This window comes from Bifidobacterium sp. LH_512, from assembly GCF_056356435.1.
In genome coordinates this window covers 95,580-121,899 of sequence record NZ_JBKEUE010000001.1, presented here as the reverse complement: position 1 = coordinate 121,899, position 26,320 = coordinate 95,580, and the positions used below count along the sequence as shown (strand labels likewise).

Below are 26,320 nucleotides of genomic sequence, written 5' to 3'. Positions count from 1 at the left end.
TTTTTCGTATCGCAACAGCGGCATCACAGCACGCCGACATCAGCGGTGCGCACAATCCGCGTGCTGCCATCACCCAGCGTCAGCGTCAGCGACGCATCCTCGTTCAACGTCGTCGCCTCACCTTCCAACGTACCGCCATCAACGAAATGCGCCTGCGCACGACGCCCCAGCGTCCAACAGCAATGCAGCATTTCGTCGCGCAGGCCCGACGCCGCCCCACCGGGATCATCAGCAAACGCTACGATGCGTGTGCGCAGTGAAGGAATCAAATACGCCGCAATCAAATCGCGCATTTTTCCAGCGGACGGCAGCTCCTCGGCAATCAGCTCCAACGACGTGGCATTATCGGGCAAATCATCGGCAGGCACAGCCAAATTCAATCCCACACCAAAAATCACCGCATACCGCTCATCCTCGCCGGCTTTCTGCTGATCGGCAGGAAGCGGCAGCATCTGCGCCAAAATGCCGCCCAATTTACGGCCGCCATAATAAATGTCATTCGGCCACTTCAAGCTCGGAGCGGTTTTCAAATCGATCCAACGCCCTTCCGCATCTCGAACGGCGTCATTGATCGCATCCAACGCGCTCAGACCGGCAATCATCTGCAGCCAGCCGTTCACCGACTCGTCGACGACAAGGCTTTTCGGCACCGCCACCACAAACGAAATCGTGAACGACGCCCCCGGAACACTCACCCACGTGTGATCCAAACGGCCACGCCCAGCCGTCTGATCGTCAGCGGCGACAGCGGCGACGGCATCCTTGCGATTACCCAGCACCGGCAGACGCCCGGAGGCGACCAGCTCAGCGGCCAGCGTATTCGTCGACTCGGTTTCCTTCACCGTCACCAACGCATCGGCAATAGCCTCGGTACGGAAAAAAGAAGTGTCCGATAACAGCATCGTGGCTCTCCCCTCCATCGGGCACACTACGTTCTAACGGCAGGCCCGAAATGATCTAATTCATTTACGTTCATCCCACGCTATGTCAAACCAGCGTCAGACCAATTGTCGCAATAGTCACAACGCGCACCCACGGCATGCGACGCACGACGCAACGCCGCGCAGCGTCACACGTCAACACGCCATGCGCCGCTACACGTCACACGCCGCGTAACGCCTAAACCAACAGGCCGACGTCACTGACATGCAACACACGCACCTCGCCGCTGGGAGAGCGCACCGTCACCGACGCATCGTCATTCAACGACACAACCTCGCCATTGCAAACCGTGCTGTCAGTCAGCCTCTCCGAAATCGTCCGGCCCATCATCCAGCACACATGACGGGTTTCGGAACGCAGCCGGCTGCTTTGCTTCGCCGGATCGGCAATGAACGCCCTCAACCGTTCACGCAGCGACACCACCAGGCGGGCGGCAATCATGTCACGCAGCACCGACCCCATCGGCAGTGACTTGACATGCATGCTCAGCGATGTGGATTGCGGTGTCGGCAGACGATCCGCCGGCACCGTAAGATTCACGCCGACACTGAAAATCACCGCGGCTTTGTCCGCATTCCGTGCGCCCTCCGGCAACGGAGCGATCTCCGAATACGTACTGCCCAGCTTCAAACCGTGGCAGTAGATGTCATTCGGCCACTTGAGCATAAAGCCGTAATCAAAATCCAACGGACGAGCACCGCAATCGTCCAACGAGCCTTCAATGGCGTCCAGCGTGGCAAGGCCGGCGATCATCGACAGCCAGCCATTCATCGTCGAATCCCTCACCACGGCATTCGGCATCGTCGCAATAAACGACACCGTAAACGAACCGCCCGGCACGCTCATCCAACTACGGCCAAAACGCATATGGGCATCGGTTTGCACATCAGCGGCAACCACGGTGACGGCAACATCATCGTTGCCATTCCAAGCAATCAATCCTGCGTCGACCAGACGATGCGCCTGCTCATGGGTGGAGTCCATCTGCGCTCGTGCGACTACTTTATCGGCCACCTGCTCCGTCCTAGCCAACCGCGGCGGTGCGGCCTTTAGCGACAACATCATGTTTCCACCTTAGACATGAAGGCATTAAATCGTCAAACCGTATTGCGAAGCACGGATGACGAGAAGCACCGAAACCCAGCTGAGGTTTGCGCGGCACGATACAATCACTGCCATGATTGGCATTTCTCCATCCCCCACCATCGCAACAACCAGAGCAAAGCACATACGCGTCCTCAACGTCTTCGGATGGACGTTGGGCGCGCTGGCATGTCTGTGGATCGCATGGTGCATCGCCATCGGCCCGCTGTATTGGCAGGACATCGGCTTGGCCGGCTTCGGATGGGCGAACGCCGCATATCTCATCATCGCATTCCTGATCTGTTTCGCTCTGCTTGTAACACTGGTACGATTCGGCCGCAGCCAACGCGTGCTTCCGACAATCATGCGCATGCCGAAAGCATGGAAACAGCGTTGCGCACGCATTGCCGCCTCACGTCCGGGTCGCGCGATCGCCGCCGCCGCGGCATGGCTTGGGCGAGGTCTCGTCAGCATCACCGATCGCTGGTGGAAGCTGTTCCTTGTATTCATCGTCGGTTGGCTATGGATCCCCACCACACTGCTCGCCGCATTCGGCGCCGACATCCGCTCGCAAATCCGCGAATTCGCATGGGCGCTCAACCAATGGACGGGACTTGAACAGGCCTATATCGGCTTCTTCTCTTTTGTTCCGATGGACATCTACCCCACCGCGCATTATCTGTGGCCCGACAATCCCACATATTTAACCGACCAGCACAATATCGTGCTCACCATCGTCTACGGCGCGGTCGCGGCAATCTCCCGCTATTTCACGCAATCCAACGATCCGGGTATTGTCGTGCTTGCCGCCTGCCAATGGCTGTTCGCCGCATTCTGCTGCGCGGCAACCGCCAATCGTTTTTTCAATCTGCCATGGCGCCGTCTTGGCGAAGGCGCTTTCGATTTTTCACATCCAGAATGTCATGACTGCTGGCTACAGCGCGATCTGCAGCATCCTGAATGCGGAGTTGTCGCACGCCCTTCGCGTCATCGTGCAGGCCCTGTTTCACGCCTGCTGATTTTAATGTTTTTCATGTTCTGCCCGCTGGCGATTTTTTCGACGATTTCGCTGACCAAATCGCCGCTGTTCGCGTTCGCCTTCGTCTGGTGGTTCGGCATTTTCTACGAGCTTCATGCGACGCATATCGCGGTGGAGCCCACCATCAACGGCAAGCCGCACCGTTTGCGCAAACGCTCGTGGATGGCGTTCGTCGTTTCCGTCTGCGTCATGCTGATTTCGGCGAAATACGCGTGGTACGTCATTCTGTTCGCATTCGTGTTGATGCTGCTTTCCGATCGAAAACGTTGGTGCGTGTACGTGTCGGCGCTGCTGCTGCCGGCGCTGCTGATTCATGGCGGCACGATGCTGGCAATCAATACGGGCATCATTATTTCGGGCGATCCGATCGAAAGCAAGTCCATTCAATTACAGCAGATCGCGCGCGTCGCCAAATATGATCCCGACAGCATTCCGCAAAGCGCCAAAGACAAGCTGGCGCCAATATTCAATCTTGATCAGATGGCGGCCGCGTATTCCCGGCAGGACGCCGATCCGGTGAAGTCCTCCGGCATTCAATCGAAAAAAGTCAGTTACAAGTGGCGCTCAGTCACTGAAAAAGATCTCAAAAATTTCAATTCGGCATGGCTTGAAATCGTAGAAGCCAGCCCGCTGGTTGCCGCCGACGCGCTGTTTGCGGAATATTTCGGTTACTTCAATGTGACGGATTTGCCATATGTGTCGATGGACTATTACGTCAACAGCGATTATGTGCAGAAAAACAGCGACATGATCCAGTATTACAGCCACGATTGGCGTGACGCCGTTGCTAAATTCGCGAAGGCTTGGGGCGCCGTTCCTGTGCTCGGCTGGGTGACACACGGCAACCTGTATGTGACGTTGACGCTGCTGATTGGCGCCGCCGAAGTGATTCTGCGCCGCTGGCGCGCCCTCGCCTGGCATTTGCCACTGCTGTTGCTGATGGGCGTGATGATAACCGCTCCGGCCAATAATTTCGAACGCCACATGCTGCCAGTGGCATTCGTGTTCGGATTCCTGTGTCTGCAGTTCACGCGCGAATCGTGGACGACCCGCAGGAAGCGCGTTGCGGAATCCCGCGAGGAATAGCGCGCGTCACACATGGGCTGCGCGGCTACACTGAACAGTATGAACAGCACATCCGATTCCAGTGACATTCTTGACCTTTTGGCAGGCCGCACCGACGATACCACCATCGAGCGGCTCGCATTCGAATGTCTGATCACCGGCTTGACCGATGAACGTGTGACGTCGCTGATGAATGTGCTGGGCTGGCGCGGTGTTTTCGGCTGCTTCGCGATTGGAGGCGTGCCGATTGACAATCCGATGGCCACATCGCTGGCTGTGCGCAAAGTCGTACGTGATTTGGGCGGCGACAGCATTATCGTCGGCACATACGGTGATTTTCTGATTATGTTGGCACGCCCTTCGGGGGCGGCGACGCCCGCGGTGACGTGCACGAATGTGGATGGCGCGTTTGATGGCACTTCTCCGCTGTACGTGAGCCCTGTAAGGCAAGGTGTCGCGGGCGCTTCGCATGTGATCCTTGAAACGCTGTTTTCACTGCAGGCGGCGCCTTCTCTGGCCAATTTCCCGCGCCCGCTTCGCGCTGACGAACTACTGCCGGAGCGCGCTTTGCTGGGTGATGATTATGCGCGCGATGAGCTGTATGCGAATGTGTATCAAGTGCTGCACGGCGACAATCCCGATGATCCCACATATATTACGGTGACCACTTTTCTTGGATTCGGCGGTTCGCTTGAAAATACGGCGAAAGAATTAAACGTACATCCTAATACGGTGAGGTATCGTTTGAAGCGCGCCGCTGAGACGACGGGATGGGATGCGACGGATCCGCGTGATGCGTATGTGTTGAACACGGCGATTGCGATTGGACGTATGCGCGATGCCGGGAAACGGTGATGGCGACGATCAGTGAATTGCGATTGGTGCGATAGCGCAGCGCGCAATATGACAAATTCAATAGTGTGAATTTGGAATATGACATATGAAGAGTCCCCGATACCATTGGTATCGGGGACTCTTGAAGCTTTATAGCTACATGCCTTGGTCAGGCATCAACTCACATGAGGGTGGCGGTGTCAACCGGCACGCCCGGGTTCATGGTGGAGGTGATGGTGGCCTTGGTGATGTAACGGCCCTTGACGGTGGACGGCTTCAGACGCTTGACTTCGTCGGCGACAGCCTTGAAGTTTTCGTCCAGAGCAACCTCGTCGAAGGACAGCTTGCCGATCATGAAGCTCAGGTTGCCGTTCTTGTCGACACGGAACTCGATCTTACCGCCCTTGATTTCGGTGACAGCCTTGGCGACATCCATGGTCACGGTGCCGACCTTCGGGTTCGGCATCAGGCCACGCGGACCGAGCACGCGGCCCAGACGGCCGACCTTGCCCATCATGTCCGGGGTGGCAACGACGGCGTCGAAATCGAGGAAGCCGCCAGCGACCTTCTCGACGAGCTCGTCATCACCGACGATGTCAGCGCCAGCCTCGGTGGCTTCGGTGGCCTTCGGGCCACGAGCGAAGACGAGGACCTTGGCGGTCTTACCAGTGCCGTGAGGCAGGTTCACGGTGCCGCGGACCAGCTGGTCGGCCTTGCGCGGGTCGACGTTCAGACGCAGCACAGCTTCGACGGACTGGTCGAAGTTGTAGGACGGCATGCTCTTGAGAAGAGCGATGGCTTCGTTGGCGGTGTAAAGGTTGTTGCGATCGACCTTCTCAGCCGCTTCGAGATACTTCTTGGAATGCTTAGCCATGTTTCCTTCTCCCCTCTCAGTCGGTAACCGTGATGCCCATGGAGCGAGCGGTGCCCGCGATGATCTTCATGCCGGCTTCGACGTCACGTGCGGAAAGGTCAGGCATCTTGATTTCGGCGATTTCGCGAACCTGAGCCTTGGTGACGGAGCCGACCTTGTGGGTCAGCGGGTTTTCGGTACCCTTCTGGATGCCAGCGGCCTTCTTCAGCAGAGCTGCTGCCGGCGGGGTCTTCAGGATGAAGGTGAAGGAACGATCCTCGTAGACGGTGATCTCGACCGGAACGACCTGGCCCATCTTGTCCTGCGTGGCCGCGTTGTAGGCCTTGCAGAAGTCCATGATGTTCACGCCGTGGGAACCCAGAGCCGGGCCCAGCGGCGGGGCCGGGTTGGCCTTGCCAGCTTCGATCTGGAGCTTGATCAGCGCCGAGACTTTCTTCTTAGGAGCCATGTTATGGTTCTTCTTTCTATGAAGCGGTGATGGCGGCGCGCACTTTGGTTCCCCGCGGCGCGCTCCTCCCGCAACGTATATTGCTGTGCTGTGCTAGCGGGTTTACCCTCCAGACACAAGCTTTCTCATTATGCCGACACGCCGCGACATCACCACAACATGTCACCCAACCCTTTCGCCCCACTCCTCACCAGAAGGTGTGACCGTTTTGATGGCCTAAAACGATCACTCCTGCAGAAGAAAAGCGCCCCCATCAGCAAGTCTGACCGTTTTCAGGCCTCAAAACGGTCACATCTGCTGATGAGAAGACGGTGGGAAGACAAGAGGAGGGGAGGAGGGAGGAAAGATACGAAAAAGGCGACTCCATCGGAGGATGGAATCGCCTTGACGATTTATAAGTTGGGCTACTGCAACTTCTCAACCTGGTTGAAGCCCAGTTCGACCGGCGTATCACGGCCGAAGATGGACACCAGAACGGTGAGCTTCTGCGTGGTCGGCTCCACATCGGAGACGACGGCAGCCATCGTTGCGAACGGGCCATCGGTGACGGTAACCTGATCGCCAACAGCGTAGGAAACCTCAACAGTGCGCTTCTTGGCCGCGGCAGGCTTGTCACCGGCCTTCTTCAGCGCTTCAGAAGCAATCATCGGGGCCATCATGGCGACGACTTCCTTGCGGCTGAGCGGAGCCGGATCCTTGGTCGGACCAACGAAACCGGTAACGCCTTCGGTTTCACGCACAATACGGCGGGCATTCTCGTCCGGATACATACGAATCAGCACATAGCCCGGAACGCGGACGCGGGTGATGACCTTCTTGCCCTTGTCGGTGTGCTTTTCCACTTCTTCCATCGGAACTTCAATCTGGAAAATCTTGTCTTCAAGACCGAAGCTGGCAACACGGGACTCGACGTTGGTCTTCACGCGCTTCTCATAGCCGGAGTAGGTATGCAGCACGTACCACTTGCCTTCCAGCGTGCGCAAGCTCTTGGAGAATTCGGCAACAGCCTTCGCGCCGGCGTCAAGATTATCGTCATCATCGTCGGAATCAGGTTCAGCGGTTTCCTCGGATGCTTCAGCATCTTCGTTTTCTTCGCTGACTTCAGAAGATTCGGATTCAACGTTTTCCGCAGATTCCACCGCGGAATCGATATCGACAGCCTGAACGTCCCGCTCTTCGACGTCATCAGTTTCAACGTCCGGCAAAGCGTCGAGGTTTTCGAAATTCACTTCGTCAGTCATTCACAATCACCTTATATGTCTGTATCAGCCGAACATGAACAGCGTGGCCTTGCCCAGGCCGAAATCCATGACGGTAACGAGAACCATCAAGAACATCACGAAAATAAGAACAGCCAGAGACCAGAAGAACAATTCCTTGCCGGTCGGAGTAACAACCTTGCGCAGTTCGTCGATAATCTGCTTGATGAACAGGCCAATTCGCACGAAGATATTCGGCTTAACGACCTTTTCCTTAGCGCTTGTCTTCGCCATCATACCCTCCGCTGGCTTTTTTGAAGATAAAAAAACTTGGCAGGGACGGCGGGACTCGAACCCACAACCTACGGTTTTGGAGACCGTTGCGCTACCAATTGCGCCACATCCCTAGGTGAACTTTGCCCATGCTACATGGAGGCGTGGAACTTTGCAAGCCACGGCTCGAACATGCGGCAAAACTGCCAAGTGGAAATAATAGCGACATTTTTTCATTCCGTCCAATCACTTTGTCATAAAAATTGCAAAAATGCCGGAATTCCAACAAAAAATGGCGATGCTTCTCGGCATGTCACCGAGTCGCATCGCCATATCGTATCGTCATATCACATCGCGAGAATCACATCGGAACAATCACCATGTGAATATCATTTTTATTCCGCCCATTCAGCGAAGCGGCGCATTCCTTCCTCGATCTGATCATCGGCGACCGCATATGAGAAGCGCAAATATCCGGGCGCACCGAACGCTTCGCCCGGCACAGCGGCAACATGCGCTTCATCCAGCAAAGCCGCGGCCAATTCAGACGACGACGCGCACACTGTGCCCTTGTCGCCCAGCGGACGATTAAGCAGACCAGTCACATCAGCAAATGCGTAGAAAGCGCCTGTCGGGGTCGGGCAGTGCACACCTTCGATCGCATTCAACGCAGCGACAATGGCCTTGCGGCGAACGTCAAACGCTTCACGCATTTCATACACGGCATCCAACGAGCCGGAAACGGCCTGCAAAGCGGCGCGCTGCGACACATTCGCGACATTCGACGTCATGTGGCCCTGCAGCTTGGATGCGGCCTTCGCCACTTCCACCGGAGCGACCATCCAGCCAACACGCCAGCCGGGCATCGCATACGTTTTCGCAACGCCGTTCAACACCAGCAGCTGGTCGCGCACTTGAGGCACGACAGCGCCAATATACGTGGTCTTCGCGCCGTCATAGTTGAGATGCTCGTAGATTTCATCGGAAATAACCCAAATATGATGTTCGACGGCCCATTCACCGATGGCCTTGATGGTTTCTTCGCTCCACACGGCACCGGTCGGATTATTCGGAGAAGTCACGATAATGACCTTCGTGCGCTCGGTGCGAGCGGCTTCGATGGCGTTGATATCCGGTTCGAATGCACGATCCGCACCGGCGAACACGGTGACGGGAACACCTCCGGCCAGCTTCACGGCTTCCGGGTAGCTCGTCCAATACGGCGTCGGAATAATGACTTCATCGCCATCGTTGAGCAGCAGCTGGAAAGCCTCGTATACGGCCTGTTTGCCGCCATTGGTGACGACGACCTGGTCGGCAGCGGCGTCATAGCCGGAATCGCGCTTCACTTTTTGTGCGATGGCTTCACGAAGTTCCGGCAGACCGGGAGTCGGCGTGTAACGATAGTTCTTCGGATCCTGCACTGCTTCGGCGGCAGCTGCGACAATCGGAGCCGGAGTCGGGAAATTCGGCTCGCCTGCGCCGAATCCGACGACGTCGATGCCGGCGGCCTTCATCGCCTTTGCCTTGGAATCGACAGCCAACGTTGCGCTGGGAGCCACTTGCTGAACACGATCGGAAAGAGTTTGCCATTGTGCCATAGTCATGGCTCTCATGCTATCCCCAGGCAGTCCCAACACATTCCGCTTTCAACCAACCGCCCCGAATCGTGATTTCCCTAGGAAAATTACGGTTCGGGGTCTGAAAGGGCGCAAAACCGTTAAAACCACGTGGTTTTAACGGTTTAGGGAGCCGAAACCTGCCCATTTCGTTAAAACCACGTGGTTTTAACGATTTTCGCGGCTGGGAAGAATGGGGGTGGAGGCGGGATGAAGGCTGGGAAGAGTGGGATGAGGCGAGGTGAGATGCACTAGACCAAGACGAGGCTAGACGAGGACGAGATTATCACGGTGAACCACAGGGTGGGCGTATTCTTCGCCGAGAAGGCTCTTGAGCTGTGCCGAAGTAAGGCCTGTCATTTGCGGGATTTCCTCGGAATCGAAGCCGGCGAGGCCACGCGCGATATGCGTGCCGTTTTCATCGTCGATCCACACCGGATCGCCTGCAGAGAACTCGCCGCATGTTTCCAGCACGCCGGCTGCCAGCAGGCTCGCCAATCCGCCGCGCACGGCTTCGGCCGCACCGGCATCCACAACAAGAGTGCCGCGCGGATTAGCAGCGAATCCAATCCACAAACGACGCGACGAATCTCGCCCATTCACCGGCGCGAATGCGGTGCCGACGGGGTCTCCCATCAACGCCGGACCGGCATTCGACGCGCACGTCAGCACAGTCGGGATGCCGGAAATCGCCGCCACGCGCGCCGCCTCCAGTTTGGTGACCATGCCGCCTGTGCCCACGCCGGATGTGCTGCCGCCCACTTCGACGCTGTCCATCGCGTCCACAACATTCGCCACAAATTCGATGCGTTTCGAACCAGGCTGCGACGGCGGCGCCGTATACAGCGCTTCCACATCGGTAAGCAGCACCAGCGCGTCCGCGCGCACCAAATTTGCCACGAGTGCGCTTAATCGGTCATTGTCCCCGAAACGAATTTCGTTGCTAGCCAGCGCATCGTTTTCGTTGACGATTGGTACCACGCCCAAATCCAGCAGGCGCAGCAGCGTGCGTTGCGCGTTGCGGTATTGCGTGGCACGAATCGTGTCTTCTGCTGTGATCAGAATCTGGCCGACGCGCACGCCGTATCGGGAAAACGCCGACTCATATTGCGCCATCAGCAGCCCCTGCCCAACCGACGCGGTGGCCTGCTGCGTAACGACGTCGCGGGGACGAGCGTCGAATCCAAGCGGCCCGAATCCTGCTGCGATCGCGCCGGAAGAGACGAGTACGACGCGCCCGCCCATCAGTCGCACTTGTGATAATGCTGCGACCAATGCATTCAGTTTGCCGACATCAAGACGCCCGGATGGTTGGGTGAGCGAGCTGGAGCCGACTTTGACGACGACGGTATGCGCCTGTGCAATGGCAGCGCGCACTTCCGTTTGTGACGGTGTGCTCATGTTGACGTCTCCTGATATGTGATGCGACGTGCGGTATGCGTGTGATAACCACGAATGCTTGATATCGCGATGATACAGCGTGATCTTGCAATGATTATTGCGATTGATGATTGGCGGGGCGACTTTTTTTAAAAGCGCCCCGCCTGATGCACCATAACGAGTTTTACTCGTTCATGTCTTCGCCGCGACCGAACAGGCTGGTTTCGTCGTGACGATCGTCGTCGATGCTCGGGTCGGCCCAGTGGCCGGCCTTGCGTTCGGCGGACATCGCTTCGCGAACGGCCTGTCGGGCGTCCATCATTTCGTGGTACTGACGGCGACGTTCCGCATTGGTACGACGCTGCGAACGTCCGGATTGCCCTTCCAGGCGCAGATCGACGCCTCGGGCGCCCAGCTGCGTGCCGTCCAGCATTTCCGCGCCTGCGGCAATGGTCGGATCCCAATCGAATTCGACTGCACGGTTTCCTCGGCCAATACGCACTTCGTCTCCCGGGCGTGCCCCTTTTCGGCGCAGTTCATCTTCGACGCCCAGCTTGGCGAGACGATCGGCCAGATAGCCGACGGCTTCGTCATTGTCGAAGTTGGTTTGCATAACCCAACGTTCGGGCTTGGCGCCGGTGACTTCGTACCAGAAGTCGCCGTTGCCGTCTTCCTTGCGTTCAACGGTGAAATTAGGAACGTTGCTGCGACGACGAGACTGCGGCTGTTCCAAAGGCTTGATCAGCACGCGTTCTTCGTCTTCGGCCTGCTCACGCTTGGTGACTTCCTTGCGCATGTCGGCGACCAGGGAAGCCAGCGCGAAGGTCAGTTCCCTCAGGCCTTCGTGAGAAGCGGTGGAAACGATGAACACTTTGAAACCCATCGCTTCGAATTCCGGCTTCACGAATTCGGCCAGTTCCTTCGCCTCCGGCACATCAACCTTGTTGAGGATGATGATGCGCGGGCGTTCCGGAATCGGGATGGCGCCCAGCGGCAGTTCCAGTTTGGCGGCGTATTCGCCCAGCTCGTGTTCCAGCGCATGGTAGTCACTGATGGGATCACGGTCCGGTTCAAGCGTGGCGCAATCGATGACATGCGCGATGATTTCGGTGCGTTCGATGTGACGCAGGAATTCAAGACCAAGGCCTTTGCCTTCGGAGGCGCCAGGAATCAGACCCGGCACGTCAGCAATGGTGTAACGGCTATCGCCGGCCATCACAACGCCCAAGTTCGGCACCAGTGTGGTGAACGGGTAGTCCGCGATCTTCGGTTTGGCGGCGCTCATCGCAGCGATAAGGCTTGACTTGCCGGCCGAAGGGAAACCGACCAGTGCGACGTCGGCGATGGACTTCAACTCCAAAATCACATCGCGTTCTTCACCCGGCTCGCCGAGCAGCGCGAAGCCCGGGGCACGACGGGTACGGTTCGCCAATGCAGCGTTGCCCAAACCGCCGGCGCCACCGGCTGCGACAACATAACGGTCACCGGCATGACGCAGATCGGCAAGCTGCTCGCCAGGATGCTTCTGTTTGCCCTGCTCGCCCTTGGCTTCGAAAATGATGGTGCCGACCGGAACCGGCAGAATCAAATCGTCGCCTTTGGAACCGTCTTTGGTGTCGCCCAAACCCATGGTTCCGCTGCCGGCTGTGCGATGCGGCATAAAACGATAATCAAGAAGACTATTGGCGTTGACGTCGGCGACGAAAATCACCGAACCGCCATCACCTCCGTTGCCACCATTCGGACCAGCCAACGGCTTGTACTTTTCACGACGGACACCGGCAGAGCCATTGCCGCCATCACCGCCCTTGACGTGGACGGTTACTCTATCCACAAAATCACTCATGTATTCACCTTACGAGGGGGAATCGATATACAGCTTTGGGAAAATGCATGATACAAGAAAAGCCGCGTCCCAGTGGGGGCGCGGCTTAAAGCTATGATGCGTGTGCTCAGGCGGCAATCACGTCGACGACCTTGCGGTCACGACGAACACCGAACTTCACGCTGCCGTCCGTCAGAGCGAACAGGGTGTGGTCCTTGCCCATGCCGACGTTCTGGCCTGGGTGGAACTTGGTTCCACGCTGGCGAACGATGATGTTACCGGCCACAACGGCTTCGCCACCGAACTTCTTCACACCGAGGTATTGCGCGTTTGAATCGCGACCGTTGCGCGAGCTGGAAGCGCCCTTCTTATGTGCCATGTCTGTTCCTTTCGGTACTTGACTTCGCTACCGCTACGATCAGGCAATAGCCGTGATCTTAACAGCGGTGAGCTGCTGGCGATGGCCCTTGCGACGAGCAACGCCGGTCTTGTTCTTATACTTCATGATGTTGATCTTCGGACCCTTGGCCTCATCGTTGACAACTTCAGCCTTCACGCTGATGCTGGCAAGATCCTTGGCGCCCAAGGTAACCTTGGAACCGTCGACAACGAGAGCGACCGGGAATTCCACGGTTTCGCCCTGCTTGGCTGCGAGACGGTTGACGTAGATCACGTCACCGACCTCGACCTTTTCCTGATGGCCGCCGGCCTTCACAATAGCGTACATATCTATTCCTTTATTAACTTGGAAAGCTTACTGCCCGGCACGTTCGAGCCTCGCGGCCAGACACCGACAATCTAATCTACACTGCCCTGCGTACAAACGCAAGTCCGACGGCAGCGTGTCAAGTTCGACACGCTGCCGTCCCAATCGTTCTTTTATTCTTCGCCCGAATCAGCGTTGTTCGCAGCTACTGCAGCTGCCGCGATTTGCGCGAGTTTGGCCTTCACGTCCGGCGAGGAGCCTTGCGGCGCCTGCACGTCAGTGCCATGACCATGCTTATTGGTTTTGACGAACGGATCGCCGCCCTTGAGAGCGTACGGATCGTCAAAATCCGCGGACACAGTCGGTTCGTCATGGAGAATGAAGCCGCGGCCCTTGCAGGTCGGGCATTCTTCGGAGAACGCTTCGACCAGACCCTGACCGATGCGCTTGCGCGTCATCTGGACCAGGCCCAGGCTGGTGACTTCAGCCACCTGATGCTTCGTGCGGTCTCGCGCTAGGCATTCCACCAAACGACGCAACACCAAATCACGATTGGCGGGCATTACCATGTCGACGAAGTCGATCATGACCATGCCGCCGATGTCACGCAGACGCAGCTGGCGTGCGATTTCCTCACTCGCCTCAAGGTTGCATCGCGTCACTGTCTCTTCAAGGCTCTTGCCCTTGCCGATGAAGCGGCCGGTGTTTACATCGATCGTCGTCATCGCTTCGGTACGGTCGATAACGATCGAGCCACCGGACGGCAGGTAGACCTGACGTTCCATGCCCTTGCGCAGCTGAGCATCAATCTGCCACTTGTCGAACACGTCCTTGCCTTCGTGTTCAGCAGGATCCCACTTCTCCAGCTTTTCCTTCAAATCCGGTGCCATCGTATCGAGGTATTCCTCGATACGGCTGTACACACGGTCGCCTTCAACAATCATCTTGCTGAAGTCGTCGTTGAAGATGTCTCGCACGACGCGAATCGCAACATCCGGCTCACCCTGCAGCAGCTTCGGACGCTTACCATGCCAGAATTCCTCACGTTTGGCGTTGATATGCTCCCACTGGCGCACAAGGCTTTCCAGATCTTTGACGATTGCGTCTTCGGAAGCGCCTTCGGCGGCCGTGCGAATAATCACGCCCATATCCTTCGGCGCGATCTTCGACACGATCGACTTCAGCCTGCTACGTTCGCGCTCCGACAGTTTACGACTGACACCGGTCATTCCGCCGGACGGCACCAACACGAGGAAACGTCCTGCAAGGGTGACCTGCGAGGTCAGTCGCGCGCCCTTGTGACCGATCGGATCCTTGGTCACCTGCACCAACACCGGATCGCCTGATTTGAAAGCCAGTTCGATACGTCGTGGCTGACCTTCCAGTCGTGCGGCATCCCAATTGACTTCGCCGGCATACAGCACGCCGTTACGGGCCTGACCGATGTCGACGAAAGCGGCCTCCATGCTCGGAAGCACGTTCTGCACGCGGCCCAAATACACGTTGCCGACCGTGGCGACTTCCTGAATATCGGAAACGTAATGCTCAACCAGCACGTTGTCTTCGATCACGGAAATCTGCGTATGGCGTTCGCGTTCGCGCACCACCATAAGACGTTCGACGTTTTCACGACGTGCCAGGAAATCCTGTTCCATCAACTGATTCTGGCGGCTGCGTTCGCGGCGATTGTCGCGACGACGCTGCTTCTTGGCTTCCAGTCGGGTGGAGCCTTCAACGTCGGTGATTTCATCGATGTACTGCTGCTTGCGCGAACGACGCACCAGCGACTGCTCTTCTTCTTCGACGCTCTTCGTCGCGCCGCGGCGGCGACGACGCCGACGGGTTACCGTGGTTTCTTCGTCGTCTTCATCATCACGAACGCGACGACGCGAGCTCTCTTCCTCTTCGGAAGCTGCGGCGGATTCATCGCGGCTCACGCGGGAGCGACGGCGGCGACGGGTGCGCGTCGGCTGTTCATCGTCGGAATTTTGATCGTCGTTGGTGTGGGTTTCGTCGTCGATCGGAGCATAGGTGATGTCGTCAAGGACAAGATCCTCTTCAATCTGCTCCACTTCGGCGGCGGCACGACGCTCTTGCGCATTCAGACGGCGAGAACGACGGGAGCGCGCGGTGTCGTCCAGTTCGTCGACGATTTCTTCGATATCGCGGGTGATGTCGCGAGTATCGTCAGATTCACTGCGATTCTTGCGATTCTTGCGATTATCGCGTTCGTCACGAGAAGAACGCTCGCGGCTTTCGGTAGTTTCGGCATTGTCGCGGGAACGACGACGAGTACGCGTACGGCGAGACGAACGCTCGGACGCGGTATTCTCGTCGTCGCGAGGTTCCGATTCGTCCTCGTCACGCGCGTCTTCCACACGCGGACGAGACACCGGCAACACCGGTTCCTGGAACAACAGCGACGTCATCGGACGCGGAGCGGCGCTACGCGGCAGATCATGCGCTTCAGGCAGCGTATCGACGTCATCCGCCACGCGCTCGACGCCAGACTCATTCTCCTGCGACGCGGAAACGGTACGACGGCGGGCGCGGGTTTGACGGGCGCGAATTTCGGTTTCGTTATCTTCGGCGGCACCAGTGGAAGCGGTACGCGAGGAACGGACACGGGACGGGCGCGCCTGCTCTTCGGATTCCGTTTTCTTCGACGGCAATACCGGCTCTTCGAACAGCGGCATGGAATGGTCTTCGACCTTCAATGCGAGCGCGGCTCCGGCAGCGCCGGAATCACGCACAACGCGACGTCCGCCGCGACGGCGGCGAGGCGTAGCCTGCGCAGCATCGGATGCCGCGGCCGAATTAGACACAGCTTCAACGGTGGCTTCAGCTTCGCTGAGCACCTCAGTAGTCATTCTGGGCACAATGCTCCTTGGCGATGCGCTGCAATCGCATAGCCTTATATCTCAACACCCCATACGTTTGTCACATCACGCTCTCACCGTGACCGCGCTTCATGGCGCCCGTAGGAGGCAATTCCGTCAAAAGTCCTAGCTCCTGCGACGGCGGACACCGACGCTCGCGGAAAAACTCACGCGAGGGGATCAACGCCATCGACTGCTGTGGTGATTTGCAGAATCACCACCCTTAAGTATGGCACACTTTTCCGACGGTTTGCTCTCTGTTCAGACAAACCCTTGCAATATAACGCACAATGCGCCATAGGGCGTGCCATCACGCACAAATCAGCCCCAAGCCGTCATATCCGTACTGATATGACGATTTGCGGCGTTCGGGAGTGGAGTGGGGACGGGGTGCACCTCGGTAATCCGCCCTTGATCAGCCCAGCCAGTCGATCAGAATTCCCGCCATCAGCGTCAGATCGCTTTCCGGCAGCTGCTCGTCCTGCTTGTGCGCCAACAGCGGACTGCCCGCACCGAGATTCACGGCTGGAATGCCGAGCTGAGCGAAACGCGCCACATCCGTCCACCCGAGCTTTGGCTTGGGATCGTACCCCGTGCGTTCCTTCACCAGGCCGGCCAGCGATTGCGCCAACGGCGCAGACAGACCGGGGCGCGCACACGGTGATTCATCCTTCATCTCAATGCCGAATCCTTCGAACACGCCGCCGGTGGCCACATGCTCGCCATTGCCCATTTCGGCGCCGGCATCGGCGCCCATCATCAGGGCCTTCGCTTCAGGCAGCGTCTTATCGGGCGCAAAACGATAATTCACATGCACGCGGCACTCGTCAGGAATCACATTCGTGCCTTTGCCGCCTGAGATCATCGTCGCGTTCAGGCCTTCGCGATAAGCGAGTCCGTCCACTTCGATCGTGCGATTTTCGTACGCGTTCAAGCGTGAAAGGATTTCCCCCGCCTTATGAATGGCGTTCTCCCCCATCCAGGCACGTGCCGAATGCGCGGCGACGCCGTGCGCGATCACATCGAAGCGCATCGTACCGTTACACCCGCCTTCAATGCCGCAATCGGTAGGTTCTCCGATAATGGCGAAATCGCCGGCGATCCAGTCGGGATGAGCCTGTACGACCTTGCGCAGACCGTTCTTTTCCGCAACGACTTCTTCATGATCGTAAAACACGTAGGTCAAGTCATAGCGAGGCTCGGTCAATGCAGCCGCCAGATACAGCATCACCGCATCGGAGCCCTTCATATCGGTGGCGCCACGCCCCCACATCACGCGTTCGCCAGGATGCGCGGAGGCGATCTCCTCACGAATCGCGGGGTCTCCTGCTTCCAGCCAGCGAGGCGGGAAATTATCAATCACCGGCACTGTGTCAAGATGACCGCACAAAATCACACGCCGCTCACGTCTCAACGATGTCGACGCCACCAACGTGTCGCCATGTCGGCGCACCGTCAAATGCGACTGTTTCTTCAGAAAGCGCTCAACCAAATCCGTCAGCGGCCCTTCGTCGTCGCTGACCGAATAGACGCCCATAATCTGTTCCATCAGATCGTTCAACGCCTGCTGCATGCCGGCAGGGCCGGAGGCAACATCACATTCGATTTCTTTCAAATCACCAAAATCCTGTTCGTTCATGCGTCCCATTATCAGGCATAGGCGCGCCAACACTGCGGCCGCAGCATCATCACGTGAGACACATCGTGCTGTAACGACAACGATGACGGACACTAGAATGCGGCTGTTTTCGACGGCATCGCAATACGACGACGCTACACACAGTGGAACCGCACCATGCCAACGCGACGACAACGCGGCAACATGACCATGCCGCGCCCATCACGGACATCACGAAAGGACATCGCATGCTGGGTCTGATCAACGCCTTGCAGGGATTCTGCGTTATCGGCATCGTCATTGCGGCCGGCTATGTCGCCGCGCGTATGCGCATCGGCGGCCCTAGCGCGCAGATGGTGCTCAATCGTTTCAGCTTCTTCGTATCCAGTCCCTGCCTGATGTTCGCGATTCTTGCGAAGGAGCCGATTTTCGACATCTTCCATTCGTCGATCATCGTCGCATTTCTTTCGGCGATGCTGGTGGGCGTCGCCTTTCTGATCCTGAATCGCCTGTTCTTCCATATGAAGGCCGCCGACGCCGCGATCGGCGCGCTGGGATCGCTGTATCTGAATTCGAATAACATCGGTCTGCCGATCGCCACCTATATTCTCGGCAACGGCGCGCTGGTGGCGCCGATTCTAGTGATGCAGCAGGCGCTGTTCACGCCGATCGGCCTGACCGTACTGGATGTGACCACCAAAGGTAAGGTGTCGGCAAAGGAGATTCTGAAGCAGCCCCTGCACCAGCCACTGCTGATCGGATCGCTGCTCGGCATCGTCGTTTCCGCAATCGACGCGTCGACCGGCGTGTTCATCGTGCCGAATTTCATTTTCGACCCGATCGACATGATCGGCGATTCCGCGGTACCGATGATTCTGATGGCGTTCGGCATGTCGCTGCACGGCACGAAGCCGCTGCAGAATGCGTCAGACAGGCCCGCGATCTTCACGGTCGCGACATTGAAGAATATCGTGATGCCGATTTTCGCGTTCCTGCTGGCATATTTCGTGATGGGATTCCGCGGCGCGACCTTGTATGCCTGCGTGGTGTTGGCGGCGCTGCCGACCGGACAGAACGTCTACAATTATGCGGCCCGATACGAGGTCGGCATGACGTTCGCGCGCGACAGCATTCTGATGAGCACGATGACATCGCCGATTTTCATCGCTTTGATTGCCGTGCTGCTGGGCTGAGGCGAGGCGTACGGCATGCCTCAGCCCGCCTCAGCACGTCTCCTTGGGCGCGGCCCAGGCGTGAGACGGCGTCCATGTCATGCCATGCCGCGTACGCCATGCCGCGCCGCCGTGCCGTCAGTCGTCGGCGCGCCAATCGGTCAGGTTCAACGAGGCGGCCACACGATTGGATGCGAAGGCGCCGACTGCGACCAGCGCGTAGCATGACGCCACGCCGCCGGCGAAGCTCAGTAATGTCGCGGGCTTGGACATCATCATGGCGAACAGCGGCAGCATCAGCAACATCGAGCAGCCGCCCGCCACCACGACGACCGTGTTGAGCGGCGTCATCACCTCCACGAATCGCGCCCGATTCAACGTGCGCAGGTCGGTGCCTTCGAGCACGAGCATGCGGTATTCGTCGACCTGGTCATACACGCTGCCGGCCTGCATGACGCCCGAGCTGACTGCGGCGAGGACGGCGGCGAAACCCAGCGTCAGCAGGCCCCCGGTGCCGATGTCGCGCATCATCACCAGGGCGGGATCGTCCGGCGAAGTCCCCGAGGCCGACGCGCCGCTCGCCAGATAGCCGCATACCGAAGTGATGCCTGCGATAAACACCGCCAGCGCGATGCCCGACACATTGCGCCATGCGCGCTTGGGATTGTCAAGAATGCGGCGCATGGCGATCATGGTGGCCGCGTCCTTCGGGTGGCGCGCCTTCGTTTTGGCCCGTACGGTCACGATCCATGAGCCGATGAGGTTGACGAGGGCGAAGCAGATGAAGAAGAAACCGAAGATCACCGCGTAGACGACCATATCGCTGAAGTCGGTGAGCATGTCGGGATTCTTGAATACGATGACCGCGGCCGCCATGACGATGATGAAGACGGCGATGCGCCATCGCGCCGGCAGCGGCTCGCCGGTACGGGCGCTGACGCCCAGCGGGGTGATGGCCACGCGGCGCAATGTGATCAGCGATGAGACGAGCGCCAGCACGGCGACGCAAACAAGTACGGCGAGCAGCGCCCATGGGCCGACCCACAGCTGTTCGAAGGTGAAACGCTGGTTTTGGAAGTTGAGCAGCATGATGGCCGGCATCAGCGCAAAGTAGCCTGCGATACCGATGACCGCGCCGGTCAGGGCCTGGCCTGCCGCGTCCAATGCGGTGAGCTTGGTGACTTGCATGGTCGTCGCGCCGGCCAGTCGCAGGGCCGCGAGCCGGCTGTCGCGGCGTGCCGCGGCCAGTCGCGCAGCGGAGCCTGCGAGCGCGACGAAGGGCACGATGAGCAGCAGACATGCGAATACCGCGAAAATCACGTAGGTGCCGGCGAAGATCGCTGGGGCGTTGGGGTCGCCGATTCGCGCCGCCCATTCGTCCAGTGTGCCCGGAGCGCAGCGCCGCGTGCCGAGCATGCACTTGAGAGTGTGGTCGGGTGAGGCCCGCCAGAGGAAGCCGTGCAGTCCGCCCAATACGGTGAGGAAGATCGCGGTGGCCGAGGCGAAGGCGATGACGGCGAGTATGGACGTGTGCCCGCTGCCATGCATTCCGGGCCTGTGGAACAGCCTCCAGAGGGAGAAGGTGTTCATTGGACGGCCTCGTTTCCGAAACTGACGATCCGGCCGTCGCGCAACAGTATGGCGCGGTCGCAGAACGCGGCGACGTTCGGATCGTGGGTGACGACGACGACCGAGGCACCGTTGGCCCGTGACGCCTCCATAAGGATGGCCATGACGTCGCGGCCCGTGTTTTGGTCGAGTGCGCCGGTCGGTTCGTCGGCGAAGACGATGGCGGGGCGGATGGCGAGCGCGCGTGCGATGGCGACGCGCTGCATCTGTCCGCCGCTCATTTCGCCTGGACGCTGTGCTGCGAGTTGGCGTAGGCCCAGCCGTTCCAGCCAGAGCATCGCGGTGTCGGTGGCCTGTCGGTATCCGATTCCTGCCAGCATCATCGGCAATGCGATGTTTTCGATGGCCGGTAGTTCGGGCAGGAGCTGTCCGGATTGGAAGACGAATCCGAATGCGGTGCGGCGCAGCGCGGTTCGTGCCGCGTCCGGCATGGCGCTCAGGTCCGCTCCGTGGAAGATGACGCTTCCCGACGTGGGGCGGATGATGCCTGCGATGGCGTGTAGAAGCGTCGATTTTCCTGAACCGGACGGGCCCATGACGGCGACGCTTTCGCCTTTGTGCAGGATGAAGTCGACGTGGTTGAGCGCCGGCGCGTATCCGGTGGCCGAGATGATGCCGGTGACCGCGTGGGCGTCCGCCGTGCGGGCGGTTACCGTGTAGTCCACGACCAGGTCCCGTGCAGTGAGGATCAACGGGATGCCGGTATTGGTTCGACTGGTCTGGCCGGTCTGCCGTTCGGGGGCAGTCGTGTCCGGGGGCTGCGCGTTTGCGCCGCCGAATACGGGATTCACTGTTGTTGTCATGGTTTCGACGTTACCGAGGCTCCGACGATGGGACCATCGGGCAGCGGGATGAATCATGCGCATGACGTGGAAGCGACGTCATCCGTTTGGATGACGTCCTGCGGGACGGCGCACGAGACGAGAAAGGCGCGAGAGGGTAAGTGTGACCTAGGCCATAGATGGGATATGCCTGGCGCGTTCAACACAGGTGCCAACTAAGACGATGCAGCGTGCTGGGACCGTACTCGGCGATGGCTGCGCGGTGTGCGGCCGATCCATAGCCTTTGTTGCGCTCCCATTCGTAGACGGCGTATTCGGGCTTGCTGCGTGCCAAATGCATCATCAGATGATCTCGCGCGACTTTGGCGATGACGGCCGCCGCGGCGACTGATGCGCAATGCTGGTCGCCTTTGACTTTGGTGACGACATGCGCTGGGATTGGTACGGCTGGCGCGTCGAAAGTGTCCATGGCTTTGCTGATGTAATCATTGGGACCGTCGAGGATTACACCAACGCGAATTGGGGACTCGCTGGCGCCATCCAATTTCAGTTGGCGTTCCGCTTGGTCGAGGGCACGCAATGCGGCGATGCCGAGCGCGTGACTGATACCCCATTCGTCGATTTCGGTATTGGTGGCCGACCCCACAGCCCAGAGCGCACACCATTGTTTGAGCTCGTCGACTATGGCCTCACGGCGGTGCTCGGTGAGCATTTTCGAATCGGCAACGCCTTGCGGTACGGCCAAGGCCGGCAAATCACGCGTCCAGATCGCGGCGGCGCCCACCATAACCGGTCCGGCAAGCGAACCGCGGCCGACTTCGTCGAATCCCACGATCAGGTCATACCCTTGACTCGCCAGTTCACGCTCCATATCCAATGTTGGCGTGACGGATACAGCCATGTCAGACTCCTTTGCCGCGTGCGCATGGGCGCGTCGTGAATTGCACGATTCGAGTGGCTTATTGCGCGCTTTGCGCATCGGGGATCTTCTCGAAGACTTCGCGATGCGAGTCAAGCAACCCCATGTGGTCGGCCGGCCAATATGTGGCGACCGCCACGCTGGCCACATTGTCAATCGGCACCATGCCATGTGTGGATTCGTCCAGATGATACCGTGAATCGGCGGAATTCGAACGGTTGTCTCCCATAACGAAAATATGCCCCTCCTCGACGGTGGCGCTAAATGCGAAATCGCTGGGATTGACGCCTTCACGCAGATACGCGCTTTCATCAATGGCTTCGCCGTTGACGGTCACCGGCTGGCCTGGCCCCTTGCAGGCGACGGTGTCGCCGGGAAGCCCGATGAGGCGTTTGATGAGATATTCCTCGCCGCCGGAAGACGTCTGGTTTTCCGCCAGCCAATTATCGGGATCCCGGAACACGACGATGTCGCCGCGTTCAAGATCGAATACCGACGGGGTGAGTTTCGTACCGATAACACGATCGCCGATCTGGATCGTATCCATCATTGAGCCGGATGGGATGACATAGAAACCGAGCAGGAAGATACGGATCAGCAGCATCACGATGACCGGGATGCCGCACCAGATAAGAAAATCACGAATGCCGAAGCTTTCGCTCCCGCGTTTGCGCGTCTCATGCGCCGGACGTTCCGTCTGCTTGGGCATTTCAGGGACAGGCGCCGGATTGACTCCGTGATCGGCGATCATGACGGTGTGCAGGTCTCGTCGCGCCTGAAGGTTCTCATCTGTTTCCGCCGGCATCGCTCCCCCCTTGCCCATGTGTTCTCTGGCTGGCATACGCCATGAGGCCCAATCATAGCGAGGCCTCATGCAAAAACCCGGCAGCCTGCGATGGACTGCCGGGTTGTTATTCCACACTAATCGTGCCGGATACAGCTCACTTGGCGCTGTTGTCGCGACGCTCGGCGATACGAGCGGCCTTACCGCGCAGAGCGCGCAGGTAGTACAGCTTGGCGCGACGCACACGGCCCTTGCGGACCAGCTTGATGGAGTCGATGGACGGGGAGTGCAGCGGGAAGCGGCGCTCCACACCGGTGCCGAAGCTAATCTTACGAACGACGAAGGTTTCACGGACGCCGCCGCCCTGACGGGCGATGACCACGCCGGTGAAGGTCTGGATACGGGAGTTGTTGCCTTCCTTGATCTTCACGTTCACGTCGACGGTGTCGCCCGGACGGAAGGCCGGAATTTCCTCGGCCGGTTTCATGTGCTTGGCGTCGAAAGCGTCAATAGCGTTAACCATTGCTATCTCCTGTCACTGCCGCATATCAGTGCGCGTGTCGGGGCGTTCCTTGAAAAACACGGAAACGCCTAACTCGTATTCCTTCAGGTTTGCCTTCAGGAAGCCTGTCAATCCGCCGAAAACCAGTCCGGCTGGACCCTTCGGAGAGACCCGCTTATGCGGCGGCCGATCCCTCGACACAGCAACCAAGAATTGTACACGAGATCAGTGACGAATCATCATCCCCACACTAAATCGTTAAAACCACGCGGTTTTAACGATTTCACAGGCCCGCCAAGACCCCAAACCGTTAGAACCACGTGGTTTTAACGGTTTTTTTTTGGGGGGGGTACGAGTCCGCGCTGATTATTACGCCGATTACTGCGCCGATCGCGCGGCCATTAACTTGGCGACGGCGGTACGAATGGCTTGTTCCGCTTCGTCGACATCGCTGACGTTCAGCACGGAGGATTCGATCGGGCACATGCCGGATTTGGTGCGATTGAGAATCATCGGCACCAGTTCGCCGTATGCGGACTCGATGCCGTGGGCCCGCAACGTCGCAAGCCCGCCTTCGCTCATCGTCTGCGCGTACACCGCGCAGACGCCGAGTTTGGTGTACAGCAGTGCCGCGGCCTTGCCGACCACTCGATCGGCGGCGCTGTAGCCTTGTAGCGATATGCCTTGGGCCAACCAGCTCAATAACGGCTTGACGCCGCGGCCTGCCCCGGTCAGCATACTGCTGCCGGAACATGCCACGGCGCCAAGCGTATCGTCGGAAAACAGCTGTTCCTTCGCCTTGTTCCAATCAGTCATATCATGTTCGATCATGTTTCACATGATGTCACACGCTTTGACGAATCGGAGGCAAACAGGCGACGGACCAGGCTGCTGTCCTAAACCGAATCAGAACTCGCGATGTGCGCGGTAGAACCTGATCAGGCTCTGGGTGGAAGCGTCCTGAGCGGCCAGGGCTTCGTCATCCTGGGAGATGGCCGGGGTGATTTCCTTGGCCAGCTGCTTGCCCAGTTCGACGCCCCACTGATCGTAGGAGTCCAGGCCCCACACGGTGCCTTCAACGAAGGTGATGTGCTCGTAGAGGGCGATGAGTTCGCCGACTGCGAACGGGGTCAGGGCCACGCCGAGGATGGATGTGGTCGGACGGTTGCCGGTGAACACGCGGGCCGGAACGATTTCTTCCGGAGTGCCCTCAGCGCGTACTTCGTCAGCGGTCTTGCCGAAGGCCAGGGCCTTGGTCTGAGCCAGGTAGTTGCCCAGGAACAGCTCGTGCACGTCCTGGCCGGAATCCTTGGCCGGGTTGGCGGTGTTCACGAAGGCGATGAAGTCGGCCGGGATCAGCTGGGTGCCCTGGTGGATCAGCTGGTAGAAGGCGTGTTGGCCGTTGGTGCCCGGCTCGCCCCAGAAGATTTCGCCGGTCTCGGAGGTGACCGGAGTGCCGTCCCAACGCACGGACTTGCCGTTGGATTCCATGGTCAGCTGCTGCAGGTAGGCCGGGAAGCGGTGCAGGTACTGGTTGTACGGCAGCACGGCGTGGGAAGCGGCCTTGAAGAAGTTGCGGTACCACACGTTCAGCATGCCCATGAGCACGACGGCGTTCTTCTCGAACGGCACGGTGGCGAAATATTCGTCGATGGCGTGGAAGCCCTTGAGGAACTCTTCGAAGCGTTCCGGACCGAACACGACGGCCAGGGAGGTGCCGACGGCGGAATCGACGGAGTAACGGCCGCCGACCCAGTTCCAGAAGCCGAAGGCGTTCTCCGGGTCGATGCCGAACTCGGCGACCTTCTCCAGGTTGGTGGAGACTGCGACGAAGTGCTTGCGGATGGCGTCGGCGTTCTGAGCGTCGGAGCCGTCGATGGCACCAGCGGCCTTCAGGGTTTCGAGCAGCCAGGTGCGGGCTTCACGAGCGTTAGTCAGGGTTTCCAGGGTGGTGAAGGTCTTGGAAACAACGATGAACAGAGTGGTTTCCGGATCGAGGCCCTTGGTCTTCTCAGCGATGTCGTTCGGGTCGATGTTGGAGACGTAGCGGGCGGAGATGCCGGCGTCAGCGTACGGCTTCAGTGCTTCGTACACCATGACGGGGCCGAGGTCGGAGCCGCCGATGCCGATATTGACCACGGTTTCAATCTTCTTGCCGGAGACGCCGGTCCATTCGCCGGAACGAACCTTCTCGGCGAAGGCGTAGATGCGATTCAGAACCTCATGGACATCCTTGACGGTGTCCTGACCATCGACGATGAACTTGCCTTCATCCTCGGCCGGACGACGCAGCGCGGTGTGCAGCACGGCGCGGTCTTCGGTGTTGTTGATGTGCTCGCCGGAGTACATGGCCTTGGTGCGCTCTTCCAACTTGACGGCCTTGGCAAGGTCGGCGAACAGCTGCAGGGTTTCCGGCTTGATCAGGTTCTTGGAGAAATCGAAGTGCAGATCGCCGGCATCGAAGCTCAGCTTCTCGACACGGTTCTCGTCTTCGGCGAACCATTCCTTGAGGCTGATGCCTTCGGCCTGCATTTCATCGTAATGCTTCTGCAGCGCAGCCCACTCCGGGGTCTTAGTGGCGTCAACAGGAGGATTGATGGCCATAGTGATTAGGTCCTTTCATCATCACACGAAGCGACGCAATTCGCTGAAAACCAACGTTTCACGCCGTATTCCTTCACCTCACAAGATACCCACAAAAGCCGACAGAACAACACAAAACCTGCATACAGTCGAACGTTATCGCTC

General features: G+C 58.8%; 24 protein-coding genes and 1 tRNA gene. 3 read left to right on the top strand and 22 right to left on the bottom strand.

What is annotated here, in order from left to right:
• Window positions 1-23: 23 nt before the first annotated feature.
• Together AC1AWD_RS00525 and AC1AWD_RS00520 are read right to left on the bottom strand one after the other, a co-directional pair.
• Window positions 24-902, bottom strand: a complete 879-nt coding sequence (locus tag AC1AWD_RS00525; RefSeq protein WP_476563141.1) for a biotin--[acetyl-CoA-carboxylase] ligase — start codon at window positions 900-902, stop codon at window positions 24-26.
• A 217-nt stretch (window positions 903-1,119) separates the two neighbouring features.
• Entirely contained in the window at window positions 1,120-2,007 is an 888-nt protein-coding gene (locus AC1AWD_RS00520; RefSeq protein ID WP_476563140.1) for a biotin--[acetyl-CoA-carboxylase] ligase, read from the bottom strand.
• 112 nt (window positions 2,008-2,119) lie between these two features.
• Here AC1AWD_RS00520 and AC1AWD_RS00515 point away from each other — a divergent pair, with 112 nt between their 5' ends.
• Window positions 2,120-4,150, top strand: a complete 2,031-nt coding sequence (locus tag AC1AWD_RS00515) for a DUF6020 family protein (protein WP_476563139.1) — start codon at window positions 2,120-2,122, stop codon at window positions 4,148-4,150.
• 39 nt (window positions 4,151-4,189) lie between these two features.
• The gene (locus AC1AWD_RS00510) at window positions 4,190-4,984 is read left to right on the top strand and encodes a PucR family transcriptional regulator (protein WP_476563138.1); all 795 of its coding nucleotides are present in this window, start codon (window positions 4,190-4,192) and stop codon (window positions 4,982-4,984) included.
• Window positions 4,985-5,144: 160 nt separating this feature from the next.
• Here the strand turns inward: AC1AWD_RS00510 and rplA are convergent, their stop codons facing one another.
• From rplA to dapE, 12 genes are all read right to left on the bottom strand, one after another.
• On the bottom strand, window positions 5,145-5,837 hold the full coding sequence (gene rplA, locus AC1AWD_RS00505; protein ID WP_476563137.1) for a 50S ribosomal protein L1: 693 nt from the start codon (window positions 5,835-5,837) through the stop codon (window positions 5,145-5,147).
• A 16-nt stretch (window positions 5,838-5,853) separates the two neighbouring features.
• Window positions 5,854-6,285: a 50S ribosomal protein L11 gene (rplK, locus tag AC1AWD_RS00500; protein WP_476508744.1), complete on the bottom strand. Its 432-nt coding sequence runs from the start codon at window positions 6,283-6,285 to the stop codon at window positions 5,854-5,856.
• A 404-nt stretch (window positions 6,286-6,689) separates the two neighbouring features.
• On the bottom strand, window positions 6,690-7,526 hold the full coding sequence (gene nusG / locus AC1AWD_RS00495; protein WP_476563136.1) for a transcription termination/antitermination protein NusG: 837 nt from the start codon (window positions 7,524-7,526) through the stop codon (window positions 6,690-6,692).
• 24 nt (window positions 7,527-7,550) lie between these two features.
• On the bottom strand, window positions 7,551-7,778 hold the full coding sequence (secE, locus tag AC1AWD_RS00490) for a preprotein translocase subunit SecE (RefSeq protein ID WP_476563135.1): 228 nt from the start codon (window positions 7,776-7,778) through the stop codon (window positions 7,551-7,553).
• A 37-nt stretch (window positions 7,779-7,815) separates the two neighbouring features.
• Window positions 7,816-7,891: transfer RNA gene (locus AC1AWD_RS00485), tRNA-Trp, on the bottom strand.
• A gap of 261 nt (window positions 7,892-8,152) precedes the next feature.
• A complete protein-coding gene (locus AC1AWD_RS00480) occupies window positions 8,153-9,358 on the bottom strand; it encodes a pyridoxal phosphate-dependent aminotransferase (RefSeq protein WP_476564500.1) in 1,206 nt (401 codons plus the stop codon).
• A 285-nt stretch (window positions 9,359-9,643) separates the two neighbouring features.
• Window positions 9,644-10,777, bottom strand: coding sequence for a glutamate 5-kinase (proB, locus tag AC1AWD_RS00475; RefSeq protein ID WP_476563134.1), 1,134 nt, complete (start codon window positions 10,775-10,777; stop codon window positions 9,644-9,646).
• A 163-nt stretch (window positions 10,778-10,940) separates the two neighbouring features.
• On the bottom strand, window positions 10,941-12,602 hold the full coding sequence (obgE, locus tag AC1AWD_RS00470) for a GTPase ObgE (RefSeq protein WP_476563132.1): 1,662 nt from the start codon (window positions 12,600-12,602) through the stop codon (window positions 10,941-10,943).
• A gap of 106 nt (window positions 12,603-12,708) precedes the next feature.
• Window positions 12,709-12,960 (bottom strand): 50S ribosomal protein L27, encoded by a 252-nt coding sequence (gene rpmA, locus AC1AWD_RS00465; RefSeq protein WP_476563131.1) that lies wholly within the window; start codon window positions 12,958-12,960, stop codon window positions 12,709-12,711.
• A 39-nt stretch (window positions 12,961-12,999) separates the two neighbouring features.
• Window positions 13,000-13,308: a 50S ribosomal protein L21 gene (rplU, locus tag AC1AWD_RS00460; RefSeq protein WP_476563130.1), complete on the bottom strand. Its 309-nt coding sequence runs from the start codon at window positions 13,306-13,308 to the stop codon at window positions 13,000-13,002.
• Between the two features lie 152 nt (window positions 13,309-13,460).
• Window positions 13,461-16,157, bottom strand: a complete 2,697-nt coding sequence (locus AC1AWD_RS00455; protein WP_476563129.1) for an Rne/Rng family ribonuclease — start codon at window positions 16,155-16,157, stop codon at window positions 13,461-13,463.
• Between the two features lie 424 nt (window positions 16,158-16,581).
• Entirely contained in the window at window positions 16,582-17,739 is a 1,158-nt protein-coding gene (gene dapE, locus AC1AWD_RS00450; protein WP_476564498.1) for a succinyl-diaminopimelate desuccinylase, read from the bottom strand.
• A gap of 293 nt (window positions 17,740-18,032) precedes the next feature.
• Here dapE and AC1AWD_RS00445 point away from each other — a divergent pair, with 293 nt between their 5' ends.
• The gene (locus tag AC1AWD_RS00445) at window positions 18,033-18,977 is read left to right on the top strand and encodes an AEC family transporter (protein ID WP_476563128.1); all 945 of its coding nucleotides are present in this window, start codon (window positions 18,033-18,035) and stop codon (window positions 18,975-18,977) included.
• Window positions 18,978-19,094: 117 nt separating this feature from the next.
• On the opposite strand, the gene AC1AWD_RS00440 is transcribed toward AC1AWD_RS00445, so the two are convergent.
• The 8 genes from AC1AWD_RS00440 to pgi form a co-directional block, all read right to left on the bottom strand.
• On the bottom strand, window positions 19,095-20,546 hold the full coding sequence (locus AC1AWD_RS00440; RefSeq protein WP_476563127.1) for an FtsX-like permease family protein: 1,452 nt from the start codon (window positions 20,544-20,546) through the stop codon (window positions 19,095-19,097).
• The gene (locus tag AC1AWD_RS00435) at window positions 20,543-21,388 is read right to left on the bottom strand and encodes an ABC transporter ATP-binding protein (RefSeq protein WP_476563126.1); all 846 of its coding nucleotides are present in this window, start codon (window positions 21,386-21,388) and stop codon (window positions 20,543-20,545) included. Before AC1AWD_RS00435 ends, AC1AWD_RS00440 begins: the two co-directional genes overlap by 4 nt.
• A gap of 178 nt (window positions 21,389-21,566) precedes the next feature.
• The gene (locus AC1AWD_RS00430; protein WP_476563125.1) at window positions 21,567-22,268 is read right to left on the bottom strand and encodes a ribonuclease HII; all 702 of its coding nucleotides are present in this window, start codon (window positions 22,266-22,268) and stop codon (window positions 21,567-21,569) included.
• A gap of 58 nt (window positions 22,269-22,326) precedes the next feature.
• Complete coding sequence (lepB, locus tag AC1AWD_RS00425; RefSeq protein ID WP_476563123.1) at window positions 22,327-23,091, bottom strand: signal peptidase I; 765 nt, start codon at window positions 23,089-23,091, stop codon at window positions 22,327-22,329.
• A 136-nt stretch (window positions 23,092-23,227) separates the two neighbouring features.
• Window positions 23,228-23,593, bottom strand: a complete 366-nt coding sequence (gene rplS, locus AC1AWD_RS00420; protein WP_476563122.1) for a 50S ribosomal protein L19 — start codon at window positions 23,591-23,593, stop codon at window positions 23,228-23,230.
• Window positions 23,594-23,605: 12 nt separating this feature from the next.
• Complete coding sequence (locus AC1AWD_RS00415) at window positions 23,606-23,773, bottom strand: hypothetical protein (protein WP_476563121.1); 168 nt, start codon at window positions 23,771-23,773, stop codon at window positions 23,606-23,608.
• Window positions 23,774-23,950: 177 nt separating this feature from the next.
• Complete coding sequence (locus tag AC1AWD_RS00410) at window positions 23,951-24,403, bottom strand: DUF1893 domain-containing protein (RefSeq protein ID WP_476563120.1); 453 nt, start codon at window positions 24,401-24,403, stop codon at window positions 23,951-23,953.
• A 75-nt stretch (window positions 24,404-24,478) separates the two neighbouring features.
• Window positions 24,479-26,176 carry a glucose-6-phosphate isomerase gene (gene pgi / locus AC1AWD_RS00405; RefSeq protein ID WP_476563119.1) on the bottom strand — a complete coding sequence of 566 codons (1,698 nt, stop codon included), beginning with the start codon at window positions 26,174-26,176 and terminating at the stop codon, window positions 24,479-24,481.
• Window positions 26,177-26,320: the final 144 nt, after the last annotated feature.